The sequence below is a fragment of the Tistrella mobilis KA081020-065 genome, from assembly GCF_000264455.2.
GTDB classification, from domain to species: Bacteria; Pseudomonadota; Alphaproteobacteria; order Tistrellales; family Tistrellaceae; genus Tistrella; species Tistrella mobilis.
The window spans coordinates 3139434-3155649 of record NC_017956.1 but is presented as its reverse complement, the minus strand read 5'-3'; the positions used below and the strand labels follow the sequence as shown (position 1 = coordinate 3155649).

16 protein-coding genes are annotated in these 16216 nt (G+C 69.4%); 9 read left to right on the top strand and 7 right to left on the bottom strand.

From position 1 onward, the window contains the following. Nucleotides 1-165 precede the first annotated feature (165 nt). Together TMO_RS14350 and TMO_RS14345 are read right to left on the bottom strand one after the other, a co-directional pair. A complete protein-coding gene (locus tag TMO_RS14350) occupies nucleotides 166-1764 on the bottom strand; it encodes an ABC transporter substrate-binding protein (RefSeq protein ID WP_014746362.1) in 1599 nt (532 codons plus the stop codon). Between the two features lie 167 nt (nucleotides 1765-1931). Further along, nucleotides 1932-2522 (bottom strand): MarR family winged helix-turn-helix transcriptional regulator, encoded by a 591-nt coding sequence (locus tag TMO_RS14345; protein WP_014746361.1) that lies wholly within the window; start codon nucleotides 2520-2522, stop codon nucleotides 1932-1934. Between the two features lie 242 nt (nucleotides 2523-2764). Between TMO_RS14345 and TMO_RS14340 the strand changes: the two genes are divergently transcribed. The 8 genes from TMO_RS14340 (at nucleotide 2765) to TMO_RS14305 (ending at nucleotide 10919) form a co-directional block, all read left to right on the top strand. Next, on the top strand, nucleotides 2765-3826 hold the full coding sequence (locus TMO_RS14340; protein ID WP_014746360.1) for an ABC transporter substrate-binding protein: 1062 nt from the start codon (nucleotides 2765-2767) through the stop codon (nucleotides 3824-3826). A 287-nt stretch (nucleotides 3827-4113) separates the two neighbouring features. After that, entirely contained in the window at nucleotides 4114-5193 is a 1080-nt protein-coding gene (locus TMO_RS14335; RefSeq protein WP_014746359.1) for an ABC transporter ATP-binding protein, read from the top strand. Then, the gene (locus TMO_RS14330; RefSeq protein WP_014746358.1) at nucleotides 5190-6044 is read left to right on the top strand and encodes an ABC transporter permease; all 855 of its coding nucleotides are present in this window, start codon (nucleotides 5190-5192) and stop codon (nucleotides 6042-6044) included. The genes TMO_RS14335 and TMO_RS14330 overlap by 4 nt, the downstream gene beginning before the upstream one ends. Continuing rightward, a complete protein-coding gene (locus TMO_RS14325; protein ID WP_014746357.1) occupies nucleotides 6041-6826 on the top strand; it encodes an ABC transporter permease in 786 nt (261 codons plus the stop codon). Before TMO_RS14330 ends, TMO_RS14325 begins: the two co-directional genes overlap by 4 nt. Before the next feature lie 278 nt (nucleotides 6827-7104). Continuing rightward, complete coding sequence (locus TMO_RS14320) at nucleotides 7105-7926, top strand: polysaccharide deacetylase family protein (protein ID WP_014746356.1); 822 nt, start codon at nucleotides 7105-7107, stop codon at nucleotides 7924-7926. Next, entirely contained in the window at nucleotides 7923-8696 is a 774-nt protein-coding gene (locus tag TMO_RS14315; protein WP_014746355.1) for an SDR family NAD(P)-dependent oxidoreductase, read from the top strand. Before TMO_RS14320 ends, TMO_RS14315 begins: the two co-directional genes overlap by 4 nt. A 33-nt stretch (nucleotides 8697-8729) precedes the next feature. After that, the gene (locus TMO_RS14310; RefSeq protein ID WP_014746354.1) at nucleotides 8730-9476 is read left to right on the top strand and encodes an SDR family NAD(P)-dependent oxidoreductase; all 747 of its coding nucleotides are present in this window, start codon (nucleotides 8730-8732) and stop codon (nucleotides 9474-9476) included. 51 nt (nucleotides 9477-9527) lie between these two features. Continuing rightward, nucleotides 9528-10919: an amidase gene (locus TMO_RS14305; RefSeq protein ID WP_014746353.1), complete on the top strand. Its 1392-nt coding sequence runs from the start codon at nucleotides 9528-9530 to the stop codon at nucleotides 10917-10919. Between the two features lie 111 nt (nucleotides 10920-11030). Here the strand turns inward: TMO_RS14305 and TMO_RS14300 are convergent, their stop codons facing one another. Then, entirely contained in the window at nucleotides 11031-11378 is a 348-nt protein-coding gene (locus tag TMO_RS14300; protein WP_014746352.1) for a hypothetical protein, read from the bottom strand. A 264-nt stretch (nucleotides 11379-11642) separates the two neighbouring features. On the opposite strand from TMO_RS14300, the gene TMO_RS14295 reads away from it, so the two are divergent. Beyond that, nucleotides 11643-11843, top strand: coding sequence for a hypothetical protein (locus TMO_RS14295; protein ID WP_014746351.1), 201 nt, complete (start codon nucleotides 11643-11645; stop codon nucleotides 11841-11843). Nucleotides 11844-12150: 307 nt separating this feature from the next. On the opposite strand, the gene TMO_RS14290 is transcribed toward TMO_RS14295, so the two are convergent. Genes TMO_RS14290 through TMO_RS14275 form a run of 4 tightly spaced genes read right to left on the bottom strand, consistent with a single transcriptional unit; the run spans nucleotide 12151 to nucleotide 16215 of the window. Then, nucleotides 12151-13071 (bottom strand): lysophospholipid acyltransferase family protein, encoded by a 921-nt coding sequence (locus TMO_RS14290; protein ID WP_014746350.1) that lies wholly within the window; start codon nucleotides 13069-13071, stop codon nucleotides 12151-12153. Then, a complete protein-coding gene (gene lpxK / locus TMO_RS14285; RefSeq protein ID WP_014746349.1) occupies nucleotides 13068-14156 on the bottom strand; it encodes a tetraacyldisaccharide 4'-kinase in 1089 nt (362 codons plus the stop codon). The genes TMO_RS14290 and lpxK overlap by 4 nt, the downstream gene beginning before the upstream one ends. Next, on the bottom strand, nucleotides 14153-15487 hold the full coding sequence (locus TMO_RS14280) for a 3-deoxy-D-manno-octulosonic acid transferase (protein ID WP_014746348.1): 1335 nt from the start codon (nucleotides 15485-15487) through the stop codon (nucleotides 14153-14155). The genes lpxK and TMO_RS14280 overlap by 4 nt, the downstream gene beginning before the upstream one ends. Next, entirely contained in the window at nucleotides 15484-16215 is a 732-nt protein-coding gene (locus TMO_RS14275) for a lysophospholipid acyltransferase family protein (RefSeq protein WP_014746347.1), read from the bottom strand. The genes TMO_RS14280 and TMO_RS14275 overlap by 4 nt, the downstream gene beginning before the upstream one ends. Between the last annotated feature and the right edge of the window lies 1 nt (nucleotide 16216).

Here is a 16216-nt window from a genome sequence, read left to right as displayed (position 1 = left end):
GGGGCGGAGAGAAGGGGGGAGCGAAGACAGAGATCCGGGCGGTGGCAGTGATCGCCACAAGGGGAGACAGATGGCGGCCTGAAGAGGGAGGGCGCCACCGCCCGGCCCGGCGGGGGGACGCCGGGGAGGGGAGGGAGGTGAAAAGACGGGAAGATGGACGGGGGCTCAGCGCTTCGGCAGGCGCACGTCTTCCATCTCGCCATTCAGCCCGGTGGCCCCGGTCACCAGGTTCTCGATGCCCGAGCGATAGAGCGTCGGGAACTGCACCTCGATCAGATAGCCGAAATAGGCCTGGTCCGAGATCCGCTGCTGAAGATCCGAGAAGAGCGCCGCGCGGGTCTCGCGATCGGTCGCGACCGCCGCCTCGCGGAACAGCCGGTCGACCTCGGGATCGTTCAGCCCCGACACATTGGCCGAGGGCGAGCCCTTGACCAGATTGGTCGAGACATAGGCCCGCTCCACGCCTAGCGACGGGTCGCCATACTGGTAGAGCAGGTTGAGGCTGAGATCGTAATCCCAGTCGCCGAGCCGCTTGGCCCAGCCGGCATGATCGGTCGCGACCGTCTGGGTCCTGATGCCGATCTGCTCCAGCTGCTGGCGGATGTATTCGCCGAGGCGGATATAGGTCTCGCCATAGGGCAGCGGCAGGAAGCGGACGGTGGTCCGCACGCCGTTCGCGTCCTTCTTCAGCCCCATCTCGTCGAGCAGGGCTTCGGCCTTCTTCAGGTCGTAATCATAGGTGACCAGCGCCTTTTCATCGTAGAACGGCGTGGTCGAGGCGATCGGGCCGGCCGAGGGCTTCGCGAAGCCGAACCAGAGATTGTCGACGATGAACTGGCGGTCGATCGCATGCATCACCGCGCGGCGGAAGCGGGCGTCGTCCATCGGCGCGCTGCGCAGGTTGAACTGCACCCACATCGTCGGCGACAGCATCTCATAGCCGGCGCGGGTCTCGGTGACGCCGTCGGACGCCGCAAGCCGCTGGACGTCGAAATACTCGACATCGCCGCCGCGCAGCACATCGACCTCGCCGGTTTCGAAGGCGAGCGCGCGGCTGGCCGCATCGGGCACGATCACGAAGTTCAGCCCGTCGAGATCGGGCTTGCCGGCCTGCCAGTAATCCGCATTGCGTTCCAGCCGGATGAAGGCGCCGCGCTTCCATTCGGCCAGCTTGAACGGGCCGGTGCCGATCGGGGTCTGGTTGGCCGGATTGGTCTGGTAGTCGGTGCCTTCATAGATATGTGCCGGGATCATCGGCGCCGACGAGGTCTCGAAGCCCATGATGAAGGGCGCGAAGGGCGCCTTCAGGGTCATGCGGACGGTGTGATCGTCCAGCGCCTCGATCTTCTCCGCCCGGCCGAAATGGCCGCGGGCACGCGGGTGGACCTTGGCCAGGAAGTCGGTCGCCGAGAACACCACATCCTTCGCGGTGAAGGGCTGGCCGTCATGCCAGCGCACGTCCTTGCGCAGATGGAAGGTGTAGACCAGCCCGTCTTCGGAAATCTCCCAGCTTTCGGCCAGATGCGGCCGCGGCTGCAGATCGGGGCCATAGGTCAGCAGGCCTTCATAGATCTTGCCGGCCACGAACTGGGTGGGGCCCTGCTGGTTCAGGCCCAGCATCAGGGTCGGTGGCTCGGGGTGCGCGATCAGGCGCAGCACGCCGCCATTGCGTGCCTCTTCGGCCGAACCCCCCGCCGGCAGGCTGAGGGTGAGCAGGGCCGTTGCGGCGGCGCCAAGCGCCGCCCGCTTCCACAATGTCCGCATCTTCGGTCGTCCTCCCGTCGGCCGGCCTGTCGGTACCCGGGCATGGGGCACCCGCCAGCTTCACATCTGCCGGCAGGATTCCGTTAAACGGAAGGCATGTCAATTTATAAAATGAATTTCATTCAATGAAATGATCAAGGCAACCGACCGCAGGTATGGCCGGGCTCTCAGACATAGCCCGGCGCATCCGCATTCACCGCCAGCATACGCGCAAGCATGCTGGCCAGCTGGCCGCGTTCGTCCTGGGTGAACATGCGGATCAGGTGGCGCTCGGTCGCGGCATGGTCCGCCATGGCCGCATCGGCCAGCGCCACGCCCTTCTCCGTCAATTCCACGATCACGCTGCGCCGGTCGTTGCGGTCCGAGGTGCGGCGGATCAGCCCGTCCTTTTCCAGCCGCAGCAGCAGGTTGGAGATGCCGCCCGATGAGAACAGCATGGTCTGTTGCAGCTGCGACGGCGACAGCCGGTAGGGCGCGCCTTCCACCCGAAGCGTCGCCAGGATGGCATAGGCCGGGTATTTCAGCCCATGGGCCGCCAGCGTGGCATTCACCGCCTTCAGGATCACCCCTTCCAGCCGGAGGATCCGCCCGACCACGGCCTTGCCCGAGCTGTCGATATCCGGCCGCTCGCGTCGCCAGCGGGCCATGCCGCGGCCGACGGTGTCGAAATCGGCCGGATCGCCCGGCCCCGCATCGGTGGCGGGCTGGTCAGTGGCAGTCTCGTCGGTGGTGGGGGCTGGGGCCGGATCGGTCTGCATCGGCGGGTGCTGCTCCTGACAGTGGCGTTGCCACATCGTGGCCCGGACGGCGATATCTCACAAGTTTCTTTCTTGAAAGATAATCGGAAGAGACCTAGGCTTGCAATCCAGGGAACGCATCGCGGCGGGGAGAGGCTGCGAAGACGCCCCGCCGGCACCACGAACCGGCACCACGAACAAAAGCGCCCCCATGGGCGGGCACCGGCCCGATGGCCGGGTCACAGGCTGGGAGAACACGGGATATGGCGATCGAACGCACCGACCGCGCGCGGCGGCGGATGACGGCAGGCACCGCTGCGGCGGTCATCACGGCAGCGGTTGCGGTTGCGGCACCGGCCGTGGCATCGGCGGAAGAGCTGGTGATCGCGACCTTCGGCGGCTCCTTCGCCGAGGACACCAAAACCTGCCACATCGCGGCTTTCGAGAAGGCGACCGGCGCGACCGTCGCCATGAAGGTCGGCTCGTCCGTGCAGCATGCGGCCGCGATCCGCGCCATGGGCGGGCGCAGCCAGTTCGACGTCGCCTATATGGACGACTCGCTGGCCACCCAGCTCGCCAATGAAAAGCTGCTCTCCGAGATCGACACCGCGGAGCTCGGCAACGCAGCCGATCTGATCGCGGGCGCCATCCCCGACAACAAGCGCTTCGTGGTGTTCATGCTGGGCGCCACTGCGCTTGCCTACAACCCCGAGATGATGCCCGAGCCGCCGACCTCGTGGACCGATCTCGCCGATCCGAAGTGGAAGGGCAAGATCGCGCTGGGCGACGTGACCGGCACCTCGGGCATGCAGTTCCTGCTGGCGATGAACCGGATGCATGGCGGCACGATCGACAATATCGATCCGGGGATCGCGGCGCTGAAGGAGCTGGCGCCCTCTGCCGTCACCTTCTACACCCAGGCCGACCAGATCGTGTCGCTGTTCGAGCGTGGCGAGATCGCGATGGCGCCCTGGTACCCCGACCGGGTCGGCTCTGCGGCCGACAAGGGCGTGAAGGTGGCGGTCGCCTATCCGAAGGAAGGGGCCGTCGGCATCCGCCCGACGCTCAGCATCCCCGAAGGCGCCCCCCATGCCGATCTTGCGCATAAGTTCATCGATGTGGTGCTCTCGCCCGAAGGCCAGGCCTGCTTCGCCGAGCGGAAATATGCCGGGCCGGTGAACACCAAGGTCGACCTCAGCGACAAGGTCGCGAAGATCGTGCCGACGGGCGAGGCGCGCGACAATCTCTGGTTCCCCGATCCGCAGACGGTCGCGAGCAACATGCCCGACTGGATCCGGCGCTGGCAGCGCGAAGTCACCCGCTGATCCACCCCATGCACCGCTGCGCCGACACCTCCCCCCTCCCTGGGGCGGCGCGGCGGTCCTGAACGGCGGCAGGGACGGGGCTCTCCCCTCCCTGGCCCCCCGGACGCCTGTCTCCCCCCTTGCGGGCGCCCCCTGCCGCCGTTTCTTTCCTGTTTTCAGGTTTTTCGCTTCAGACCGTTCTCTTCGCCGGCTGCCCCGCCGGCCGGTGCGCGCCTGCGCCGACCGGCCGGAACGGGAAAGCTCTGGCATCGAGGCGCAACCCGACTGCCCTGGATGGACCACCGCCGATGGCCAAGCTGACGATCGACCGACTGCACAAGCGCTATGGCGACACCGAGGTGGTGCGCGACGTTTCCATCACCGTCGCCGACGGGGAATTCGTCTCGCTGCTCGGGCCGTCGGGCTGCGGCAAGACCACGATCCTGCGCATGGTCGCCGGGTTGATCGAGCCCAGCGCCGGGCGGATCCTGGCCGGCGAGGAAGACATCACCCGCCTGCCGCCGCACCGGCGCCGGATCGGGCTGGTCTTCCAGTCCTATGCCCTGTTCCCGCATCTGACGGTGGCCGAGAACGTGGCCTTCGGCCTGAAGCGTCAGGGCGTGCGCGGGGCCGAGCTGTCCTCGCGGGTCAAAGAGGCGCTCGCCCTGGTCCGGCTCGACCATCTGGCCGACCGCTATCCCCGCCAGATGTCGGGCGGGCAGCAGCAGCGGGTGGCGATCGCGCGGGCGGTGGCGCCGCGGCCGCGGATGATGCTGTTCGACGAACCGCTCTCCAACCTGGATGCCCAGCTGCGCGACGAGATGCAGATCGAGCTGAAGCGCCTGCAGGGCCGGCTCGGCATCACCAGCCTGTTCGTGACCCATGACCAGTCCGAGGCCCTGTCGCTGTCGGACCGGGTCTGCGTGCTGGCCCATGGCGTGATCCAGCAGTTCGATGCGCCCGAGGCGATCTATGCCCGGCCGGTCAACGGCTTCGTCGCCAGCTTCATCGGCCGGCCCAACCGGCTTCAGGGCCGGGTGGAGACGGCGGGGCCGGCGGGCCGGGTGCGGATCGGCCCCGATCTCACCCTCGCCGCCGCCGATCCCCAGGTCGCGGCAGGCGGTGCGGCCGAGATCATCATCCGGCAGGAAGCGATCCGGCTTCTGGCGCCCGAGGCCGATGCCCCGCATGCGGTGGCGGGCGAAATCGCCTTCCGCTCCTTCACCGGCGCCCGGGTGCAGTATGTGGTGAAGCTGGCGGGCGGGGTGGAGATGATCGCCGAGACGTCTTCCGCCGGTCCCGGCGCCGATCTGGCCCCGGGCGCCGCCGTCCGGCTCGCCATCGATCCCGGCCAGGTGTTTGCGATGCCGGCGGGAGGTGCCGCATGATCATGCGCCGCCGCACCGGGCTGGGGCTGGTCTCGCCGCTGATGCTGGTGCTGATCGCGTGCTTCCTGGCACCGGTCATCCTGATGCTGCCGACCAGTTTCCGCGAATACCTGCCGGGCATGGGCATCACCCCCGGCAGCTGGACCCTCGACAACTATGCCCAGATCGTCACCGACGACTATTACCGCGAGGTGGTCTGGCGGACCTTCGGCCTGGGCTTGCTGGTCACCGCCATCGCGTTGGTTATCGGCTATCCGCTGGCGCTGATGATCGCCCGCGGCCCGGCGCGCTGGCGGGTGCCGCTGACGCTGGCGGTGATCTTCCCGATGATGCTGAACCTGGTGGTGCGCTCCTTCGGCTGGATCGCGCTGCTCGCCAACCGCGGCCTGCTCAACAACCTGCTGATCGATCTCGGCCTGATCGACACGCCGTTCAAGCTGATGTTCAACATGACCGGCGTGGTCATCGGCCTGGTCCATATCTACCTGCCCTTCATGGTGCTGATGCTGGTGGCCGCCATCCAGGCCGTGCCGCGCGATGTCGAGGCGGCGGCCGCCACCCTCGGCGCCGGGCGGATCCGGACCTTCTTCATGGTCACCCTGCCGCTGACCGCCTCGGGTATCCTGGCGGGCTCGATCCTGGTCTTCGTGCTCACCATCAGCGCCCTGGTCACGCCGCGCATGCTCGGCGGTGCCACCTACCGGGTGCTGGCCACGGTCATCTACGACGAATACATGCAGCTTCTGAACTGGCCGGGCGGGTCGGCACTCGCCTTCGCGCTCACCGTCACGGCACTGGTGGTGGTGTGGATCTCGGGCCGGCTCGCGAAGCGCTGGGGAGGTCTCGCATGACGCTCGCACCCGGACGCGCCGTGGCGGTCACCGCCGTGCTGGTGGTGATCTTCCTGCAATTGCCGGTGGTGGTGACGGTGCTGGCCGCCTTCAGCAGCACCTCCTATCTCACCATCCCGCCCCAGGGGCTCACACTCGGCTGGTTCGCCAAGGTGTTGAGCGACCCGGACTATCTGAGCGCCATCTGGCTGAGCCTGCTGCTGGCCGTGGTCTCGACCACGATTTCGCTGGTGCTGGGGGTTGCCGCCGCCTGGGCGTTGCACGCGAAGGCCCTGCCGGGATCGGAGGCCATCGCCTCCTTCCTGATGGCGCCGCTGGTCTTCCCCTCGGTCGTGATCGGCGTCGCCCTGCTGCAATATGTCAGCCTGCTCCGGCTCTATGGCGGCACCGGCGTGCTGATCGCCGCCCATGTGGTGATCACCGTGCCCTATATCGTTCGCGCGGCGCTTTCCAGCTTGGGCGGTATCGACCGCTCGCTCGACGAGGCGGCGCGGGTGCTGGGCGCTACCGGCTTCGAAGCCTTCCGCCTGGTCACCCTGCCGCTGATCCGCCCCGGGCTGATCGCCGGCGCGCTCTTCGCGCTCGTCACCTCGCTCGACAACGTGCCGGTCACGATCTTCCTGCTCGGCCCTGGCCAGCAGACCCTGCCGGTGCTGATCTTCTCTTCCGTCGAACACGGCGTCGACCCCAGCGTCGCCGCGGTCTCCACCCTCATGATCGTGCTGACCGGGCTGATCCTGTTCGTCGCCGAACGCCGCACCGGTTTCCACAAATTCGTGTGAGCGGGAGGGAGTCTTTTTTAGCCCCTCGCCGGGCGGGCGCTGCCGCGCCCTTGGCCGCCGCCGCAATGGCGGCTGGGAGCCTGGTCAACCCACACCGGGCGGGCGCTGCCGCCTCAATGGCGGGAGTCTTTTAGTCCCTCGCCGGGCGGGTGCTCCCGCACCCTTGGCCGCCGCCTCAATGGCGGCTGGGAGCTGGTCAGTCCCCACCCGGCGGGTGCATCCGTGCCCCTGCTCGCCGCCATGTTGGCCGAAATCCTAAAGTCGGAACGCTGCATCCCATGTCCTTCCATCCCGACGGCTTCCCCCTCTTCCTGACCTTCGACCTCGATGCCGAGACCATGTGGACGGCGCGGGATCCCAACAATGCCAACCGGCCGATCCTGATGTCGCAGGGCGCCTATGGCTGGAAGGTCGGCATCTGGCGCATTCTCGACCTGCTCGACCGCTATGGCATCAAGTCGACCTTCTTCGTGCCCGGGCTGGTGATGGAGCAGCGCCCCCAGGTGGTCGAGGCCCTGCTGACCCGCGGCCACGAAATCGCCCATCACAGCTGGAGCCATGCCTGGATCGTCAACCTCACGCCCGAGCAGGAGCGCGAGGAGATGGAGAAGGGGATCGAGATCATCAGGCGGATGACCGGCCGGGCGCCGCGCGGCTGGCGCTCGCCCGCCGCCGAGTTCAGCCCGATCACCATGGATCTGCTGGTCGAGAACGGCTTCGACTATTCCTCGAACTTCTTCGACGACGACAGCCCCTATATCCACAGCCACAAGGGGCAGAAGACGAAGCTGGTCGAGCTGCCCTTCCGCTGGGTGCTGGATGATGCACCCTTCTTCCAGTACTCGATCATCCTGCCCGGCCGCACCCTCCAGGCGCCCTCGGCGGCGCTCGAGGCCTGGACGCTCGAATTCGACACGCTCTATGCCGAGGACCGGATGATGATGCTGGGCATGCACCCCCAGCTGATCGGCCAGCCCTCGCGGCTCAAGCTGCTCGAAGGCATCATCGAACATGCGCTGAAGCATCCGCGCGTGGTGATCGGCCGCTGTGACGAACTGGTCGACGCCATGCGTCCCTGCCTCGAAGCGGCGGCGTCATGAACCGCAACCGGGATTTCGAAGGCCGGCGGATCCTGATCACCGGCGGGGCCAGCGGCATCGGCCTCGCCACCGCCCGGATGATCGCGGATCGCGGCGGCCGGGCCGCCGTGCTCGATCGCGACCGGGCGGCGCTCGACCGGCTCGACATCACCGGCGTCACCGGCCACCTGGCCGATGTGGCCGAAACCCCCGATGTCGAGGCGGCCGTGGCCGCGGCGGCGGCAGAGATGGGCGGCATCGACGGCGTGGTCTGTGCCGCCGGCATCGACCATCAGGAACCGCTGGCCCGGATCACCGATGCCGCCTGGGCGCGCAGCATCGGCGTCAACCTGACATCGCCCATGCTGGTGATGCGCGCGGCCCTGCCGCATCTGGCCGGGGCGGGAGCGATGGAGGGGGCGGGTGCGGCCTCGGCGGTGTTCATCTCCTCGGCCGCCGGCCTCGTGCCGCTCAAGGGCCGGGCCAGCTATTGCGCCGCCAAGGCCGGTGTCGTGATGCTCGCCAAATCGCTGGCCATGGAGCTGGCGGATCAGGGCGTGCGGGTGAACGCGATCTGCCCCGGCGCCATCGACACGCCGCTTTTCCGCACCTCGTGGGAGCCGACGCCAGACCCGGAAGCGACGCTGGCCGCGATCCGCCGCCGCTATGCGTTGGAACGGATCGGCACGCCCGACGAAATCGCCGCGGCCGTGCTCTGGCTGCTCGGCCCCGAGGCCGGCTACGTCACCGGCGTCGCACTCGCCGTCGATGGCGGGCGCAGTTTCCACTGACAAGATCCGCGGGCAATCAGAGAGAGGCCGGCCATGGCACGGTTTTCGGGCAGAGTGGTGATCGTCACCGGTGCCGCGAACGGCATCGGGGCCGCAACGGTCCGGCGCTTCCTGGGTGAGGGTGCGCGCGTGGTCGGGGTCGATCTGGATGATGTCGGGCTGGCCGCGGTCTTCGATGGCGCCGGCACTGACGGGATGGCGGTTGCGGGCGACTGTACCGATCCTGCCGTGCTCGGCCGCGCCTATATGCAGGCGGTCGACCGCTTCGGCCCGATCGACGTGCTGTTCAACAATGTCGGCCAGAGCGCCCGCGAGCGCGCCGGCCCCTTCCATGCCTCGGAAGAGGGCACCTGGCGCTTCGTGATGGAGGTGAGCCTGATGACCACGCTCCGCATGACCCGGCTGGTGTTGCCGGAGATGCGCAGCCGCGGCACCGGCCGGATCATCAACATGTCGAGCGACGGCGCCTTCGCCGGCGATGCCGGCATCGTCGACTATGCCGCCGCCAAGATGGGCGTGATCGGCTTCACCCGCGCCCTGGCGCGCGAGAATGCCGGCCTCGGCATCACCGTCAATGCCGTTGCCCCCGGCGCCATCGCCACCCGCGCTCACGACCGGCTGACGCCCGAGGTGGTGGACCGGATCAAGGCCCAGACCCCGGCAGGCTTCGTGGGCGAGCCCGAAGACGTCGCCGGCGTGGTCGCCTTCCTCGCCAGCGACGATGCCCGCTACGTCACCGGCCAGACCCTGCTGATCGATGGCGGCCGCTGGATGATCTGACCCGGCGAGGTATGCCGGCTGCCGTTGCTTCCGAACACGAGGACCGCCCCCATGACCACCGACATCACCGGCCTCTCCGCACGTGATCTTGCCCGTCTGATCCGCCGCCGCGAGGTCTCGGCGGCGGAGGCGACCGAGGCGGTGCTCGCCCGGATCGAGGACCGTGCGGACCTCAACGCCTTCATCACCGTCTGTGCCGACGAGGCCCGCGCCGAGGCCCGCGCCGCCGATGATCGCGTGCGGGCGGCCGAGGATCCCGACGCCCTGCCGCCGCTGCTCGGCGTGCCCTATTCGGTCAAGGATCTGACGCTGACCCGGGGGGTGCGCACCACCATGGGCTCGGCCATCTTCCGCGACTTCGTGCCCGCCGAAGATGCCGTCGCCGTCGCCCGCGCCCGCGCCGCCGGCGCGGTGCTGGTCGGCAAGACCACCACCCCCGAATTCGGCCACAAACAGGCCGCCGACGCGCCGATCTTCGGCCGCACCCTGAACCCGATCGACCCGAAGGTCACCTGCGGCGCCTCCAGCGCGGGTGCTGCGGTCGCGGTCGCGGCCGGCATGGGGCCGATCGCGCTCGGCACCGATGGCGGCGGCTCGATCCGCATCCCGGCCGCCTGCTGCGGCATCGTCGGCCTGAAGGCCACCCTCGGTCGCATCCCGCATCTGCAACTGCCCGATCTGATCGCCGCCAATTCCTTCGTTGGCCCCATGGCCCGCGACGTGGCCGACACCGCTTTGCTGTTCGACGCCATCCAGGGCTTCGACGCCCGCGACCCCTGGGGCCAGGGCACCCTGCCGGCCGAACGCCGCGCCACCACGCTCGATGGCCTGCGGGTCGCCTATCTGCGCAGCTGCGGTACCCGGGTCGACCCGCGCGTGCTCACCGCCACCGACGCCGCCGTCGCCCGCATGATCGAGGCCGGCGCCCGCGTCCACGAGATCGAGATCGATTTCGCGTCGGAAGAGCGCCACTTCCTGGTCATCCTGCAATCCGGCCTCGCCGCCCGCGTCGGCCCCCAGCTCGCCCGCTTCCGCGACCAGCTCGACCCCTCGCTGGTGACGACCATCGAGAAGGGCCTCACCCACTCGGCCGTCGACCTCTCCGCCGCCGCCGCCGCCCGCACCGCGCTCTTCGGCCGCCTCCAGGCCGAACTCGCCCGCGCCGACGTCATCGTCTCTCCCACCCTGACCGCGCCGCCGCTGCCGGTCGACCAGGACCCCAACGGCATCGTCACCATCGCCGGCGAGCCCGCCGGCACCATCCGCGGCGCCTGGTACCCCTATACCTTCCCCCTCAACCTCACCGGCCACCCGGCCCTCTCCATGCCCTGCGGCACCACCTCCGATGACGGCCTGCCCCTCGCGCTCCAGATCATCGGCCGCTGGCACGACGACCGCTACATCCTGGACGTCGCCGGGCTGGTGGAGACGGCGCTCGGCTGACGGACAGGCCGGTGCCTCCTGCTCCGCAGGGCCAGGGCTGCCGCCCTGGACCCGCCCGGAGGCGGGGGCCTCCGGACCTCGGGGTTTCAGGGGGCTATGGCAGGGCTGGCGCTACGCTTCCCGGAGCCGAAGCGTGGTCAGATACCGCAGCAGATGCCGCGCGCCCTCGGCCGCGAGCCGCAGATGCCGGGTCCGGGCGTCTTCATCCAGCTCCGGATCGTCGGCGATCGAGACATGCAGCCCCACCAGCCAGGCCTGAAACGCGGCCCCTGACACCGACCCCGCCGTCACCCCCACTGCCCGCGCCATCACGGCATTGCGCAGCGCATCCAGCGCCAGCGCCAACCCTGGCTCCGCGGTCACATCGACCCAGCCGCCGGCGATCTGGTCGTCCAGGATTGCCCAATCGGTGGCGAGGGTGGCGACGGGGCAGGGCGCGGTGGGAGGCTGGTCGGTCATCGGTGGCTCCGGCGTTGTCTGAAGGTTCCTCCGGAGCCTGGGGCAGTCCGTCCCGTTTAACCACGGACTATAGGCCTCATGTAGAAGGCGAGGCGGGTAAAGGTGCCGCGTCGGATGCGTTGCATGAGCGGGAAGACATGGTGTGATCCTGATAAGTCCCTGAAATAAATAGATAAATACGAGGGAATTAGTTTGATGTTGCAGCTTACGGACGAAATATAGCAGGCGATCGATCGCGTTATCCGTGAGCGATTTGCCGACAAGGTGGAAGCCGTCGAGATCGATACGGCCGAGGACGAAGTGGGGGACGAGGTGTTGTTCATCCGTGTCGTCATGTCGCCCGACACCACGTCACGGGACTTTGCCGGCCGGTTCTTCGGGCTGACCGGGCGGGTGCGCGATGTCTTGGGAGACGAGATGCGCGACGTGTTCCCGATCATCCGGCCGGTGGGTGCGCATGCCTGACGCGACGCTGGCGCGCGGGTTGATTGCGTCGGCGAAAGCTCTTTGTCCCGACGGTGTCAGACGAAGGCCCAGGCAGGCAGATCTGCGACGGGCCGTCAGCGCTGCCTGTTACGCGGCGTTTCACGAACTGGCACGCAGTCGCGCGGACTCCCTGGTGGGCTCAAGCAGAAGCCGCCGTCCGAACCGCGCCTGGGTTGAAGTATATCGGGGGCTCGATCATGGTGCGGCACGCAACGCCTGTGACGGGGGCATGCATGTCAGCATCCGGCGGATCTGAGTTCCGGCGGATCTGAGGACTGCCCCCCCCTCAATCCGGCCACCGCTTATGCACCCAGAACCACAGATCCGGCCGTTCGCGGATCCAGCCTTCCAGGCGGGCATTGACCAGCCGTGTCAGGCGTTCCGCGGCCTGTTCCAGGGTTTCGCCGGGCTCCGGGGTCGGGTCGATCGGCGGGTCGATGGTGATGCGGAAGCGGGGGCCGCCCAGGCGTTCGACATGGGCGGTGACCAGGGGGGCGTTGAAGCGCACCGCGAATTCGCCGTGGGCCGTGGTGGTCATGGCGTCGCGGCCGAAGAAGGGCAGGGCGGTGCCGGTGTTGAGTTTCTGGTCGATCATCATCGCCAGATGACCGCCGGCCTTCAGGCGTTTCATGATCTCGCGGGCGGCTTTTGCGCCCTTGGGCAGGAAATCGGTCGCACCGCCGGCGCGGCGGCGGGACTGCTGGATCAGCTTCTCGATTTCGGTGTCGTTGGCCTGGCGATAGACCTGGGTGAGGGTGATGCCCGACTGGGTGGCGACAAGCGAGGCCAGTTCCCAATTGCCGTAATGGCCCGAGACGAAGATGCCCGGCCGGCCGTCGTCGCGGGCGGCCAGCGCGTGTTCGTGGCCGATCACCTCCACCCGGGCGGGGTCGCGGCCCGTGCAGTCGAAGCGGTCGAGATGGGCGATCTCGAAGGCGGTGCGGCCGAGATTGTCCCACATGGCGCGGAGGATGCGCTCGATCTCGTCGGGGCCGAGCTCGGGAAAGGCACGGGCCAGGTTGCGGCGGGCGATCCGGCTGACCTTGATCCGCGGGCCGATATTGCGCGCCAGCCAGCCACCGAAGGCCGAGGCGCGTTCCAGGCCGAGCAGGCGGGCGAAGCCGAAGGCCAGGCGGCCGGACAGGCTCTCCAGCCGCCGGCGGAAGGTCATCGGCGGGGTGTCGGGGGTGGGGGTGTTGGAAGTCATCTGCGGCGTCCGGTACCGTCCTCGTGTCCGGTGCCGTCCTCATGCCCGGCCCGGCCGTCGATCAGCCGCGACAGCCCGGCCGGCGTGGCGGGTTCCGGCCGGCGCGGGTCGATGCGGTCCAGCAGCCGGTCCAGCGGGTCGGCATCCAGCCATTCCAGGCTGATGGTCAGGTGGTCGACCAGGTCGCGCGCCTCGGGCGGCAGGCGGACCAGATCCTTCTCGGTCGTCACCAACACGGCATCCATGCGATGGGCGACCTCCACCAGCCGGGCGATCTCGTCCGGATCATAGGGGTGATGGTCGGGGAAGGACCAGCTGCCGGCGATGCGGCAGCCGATCGTGCGCAGCGTGTCGAAGAATTTCTCGGGCCGGCCGATGCCGGCGAAGGCCACGACCTTGCGGTTGCGCAGCCGCCGGGTCTCGGGGCCGGGCACGGTCACGGCGCGCAGCACCGGGCGTTCGAAGGGCAGGGCTGCGGCGACGTCGATCGTGTCCTCGCCCACCACCACCACGCCATCGGCGCGGGCCAGGCCCCGGGCCAGCGGTTCGCGCATCGGGCCGGCCGGGATCACCCGGCCATTGCCGAAGCCATAGCCGCCATCGACCACGATCAGCGACAGGTCCTTTTCGATCGACGGGTTCTGGAAGCCGTCATCCAGGATCACGACATCGGCCCCCGCCGCCGCAGCAGCACGTGCACCCGCCACCCGGTCGCGGGCGACCCAGGTCGGCAGGCGGCGGGCGATCAGCAAGGCCTCGTCGCCCACCTGCTCGGCACGATGGGCGATGGGGTCGACCAGCACGGGGCCCTTCACACTGCCGCCATAGCCGCGCAGCACCACATGGGGTCTGCGGCCGCGTTCACGCAGCCGGGCGGCGATGGCAAGTGCGGTCGGGGTCTTGCCGGCGCCGCCGGCGGTCAGATTACCGACACAGAGCACCGGCACGCCGGCACGGGCCGGCCGGGCCAGCAGTCGGCGCAGTGCGCCCGCCGCCCGGAAGACGAGCGACAGCGGCGCCAGCGCCCAGAGCAGCGGGCGCTCCACCGGTTTCGCCTGACGTCCCCAGAATTCCGGTGCCTTCACGACGGATCTCCCGATGCCTCGGCCGGTTCGAGAAGCGGTTCCAGTGCAGCCGCGATGGCCTCCACCGCGGCACGTCCCTCTTCGGCCACCCGGGCGCCGGCCCGGGCCAGTCTCTCGCACGCCGCCGGATCGTCGAGCAGCTGCCCGGCCGTCCGGGCGAGTGCGGCGGCATCCTCGACGATCTCCGCGGCCCCGGCTGCCCGGAAGCGGGCGGCCAGGCTCTCGAAATTGCCGAGATGCGGCCCGGTCGTCACGGCGGCGCCGAGGCGCGCGGGTTCGAGCAGATTATGCCCGCCGACCGGGACAAGCGAGCCTCCGATAAAGGTGAGGGGGATTGCGCGAAAAAAAAGACCCAGTTCGCCGAGCGTGTCGGCAAGGTAGACCTGCGTCTGCCTGGTCAGCGGTTCGCCGACGGCCCGCCGCGCCACCCGAAGCCCCGCCGCACGGATCTCGTCGGCGATGGCCGGGCCGCGTTCGGGGTGGCGGGGGACGATCACGGTCAGCAGATCGGGGCGGGTCGCGCGCATCGCCCGGTCGGCGGCCAGGATCTGCGTCTCTTCGCCGGGATGGGTGCTGGCGGCGAGCCAGACCGGCCGCGCGCCGATCGCGGCCTTGAACGCTGCGACCGCCGCCGGATCCGCCGGCAGCGGCTCGGCCGCATCCTTAAGGTTGCCCGGGGCCGGCACCGGCCGGCCGAGCACGGCCGAAAACCGGGCGGCGCTGTCGGCATCCTGGGCGAGCAGCGGCCGGAAGCCGCCGATCAGCCGGGCGGCGAGGCCGGGCAGCTTCGCCCAGCGCCGGGCAGAGGTCGCCGACATCCGGGCATTGACCAGGGCGCGCGGAATGCGCCGCCGGTCCAGCCCGTCGATCAGATTGGGCCAGATCTCGCTTTCGACGAAGACCGCGGCATCCGGCCGCCAGTGATCCAGGAAGCCGTCGACCGCCACGGGCAGGTCGACCGGGGCGAACTGATGCAGGGCACCGACGCCCCCCCCGGTTTCCGTCAGCCGGCTTTCCATCAACCGGGCCGAGGTGACGGTGCCGGTGGTGACCAGCACCGTGGTCGCGGGCGCCATCGCCTTCAGCCGCGCGATCAGCGGCAGCAGCGACAGGCTTTCACCGACACTCGCGCCGTGCAGCCAGACCAGCCGCCCGGCCGGACGCGGCAGGCCGGGGCGCCCCAGCCGTTCCGGCCACCGGGTATCGTGCTCGCGCCCCGCCACCCGGCGGCGCTCCAGATGGCGCTTCACCAGCGGCGTGCCCAGCCGGGCGAGGCCGCGATAGAGGCCGAGAGCCAGACCTGCCGTACTGATCGATCCCGCCCCGCTCATCGATCCGCCGCCGCCTGTTCGGCATCCAGCGGCGGCGGCAGCTCCAGCGGCGCATGGCCGGTGGCGCGGTCCGCCTCTGCGGTGATGCGGTTCAACTCGTCCTCGATCCGGATCCGGTAGCGGTCCAGCGTCGCGGCATCGGCATCGCGGGGGACATGGATCGGCTCGCCCCAGATGAACACCCCGCGGCTGAACGGCATCGGCACCAGGAACCGGTCCCAGCTGCCCAGCAGCCGCCGCCGGCGCATGCCGAAGGTGGCCGGGATGACCGGCACCCCTGAAAGCCGGGCAATCGCCGCGATGCCGCCGCTCGCCCGCTGGCGCGGCCCGCGGGGTCCGTCCGGGGTGACGCCGGCATATTCGCCGGCGCGGATCGCCTTCACGATCTGGCGCACCGCCGCCGCCCCGCCTTTCGACGACGAACCGGCGACCGAGCCCAGGCCGAAATGGGCGATGGTATCGGCGATCAGCCGGCCGTCGCGGTGCTGGCTGATCAGCATGTTCATCGGCATGCCCGTCCGCCAGACATGGGGCATCATCAGCAGCCGCCCGTGCCAGAAGGCCAGGATGAAGGGCCGGCCCTCGTCCCAATGGGCGCGGGGAGCGGCGTCGCCGCTCACCTGCCAGCGGCCGGTGGCATGGACCAGGCGGATGTAGGCGGCGGCGATCCGGCAGGCGAGGCGGCGCGCCCGATCGCTCTTCAGCCAGCGCTTGACCAGCCCCGCCATC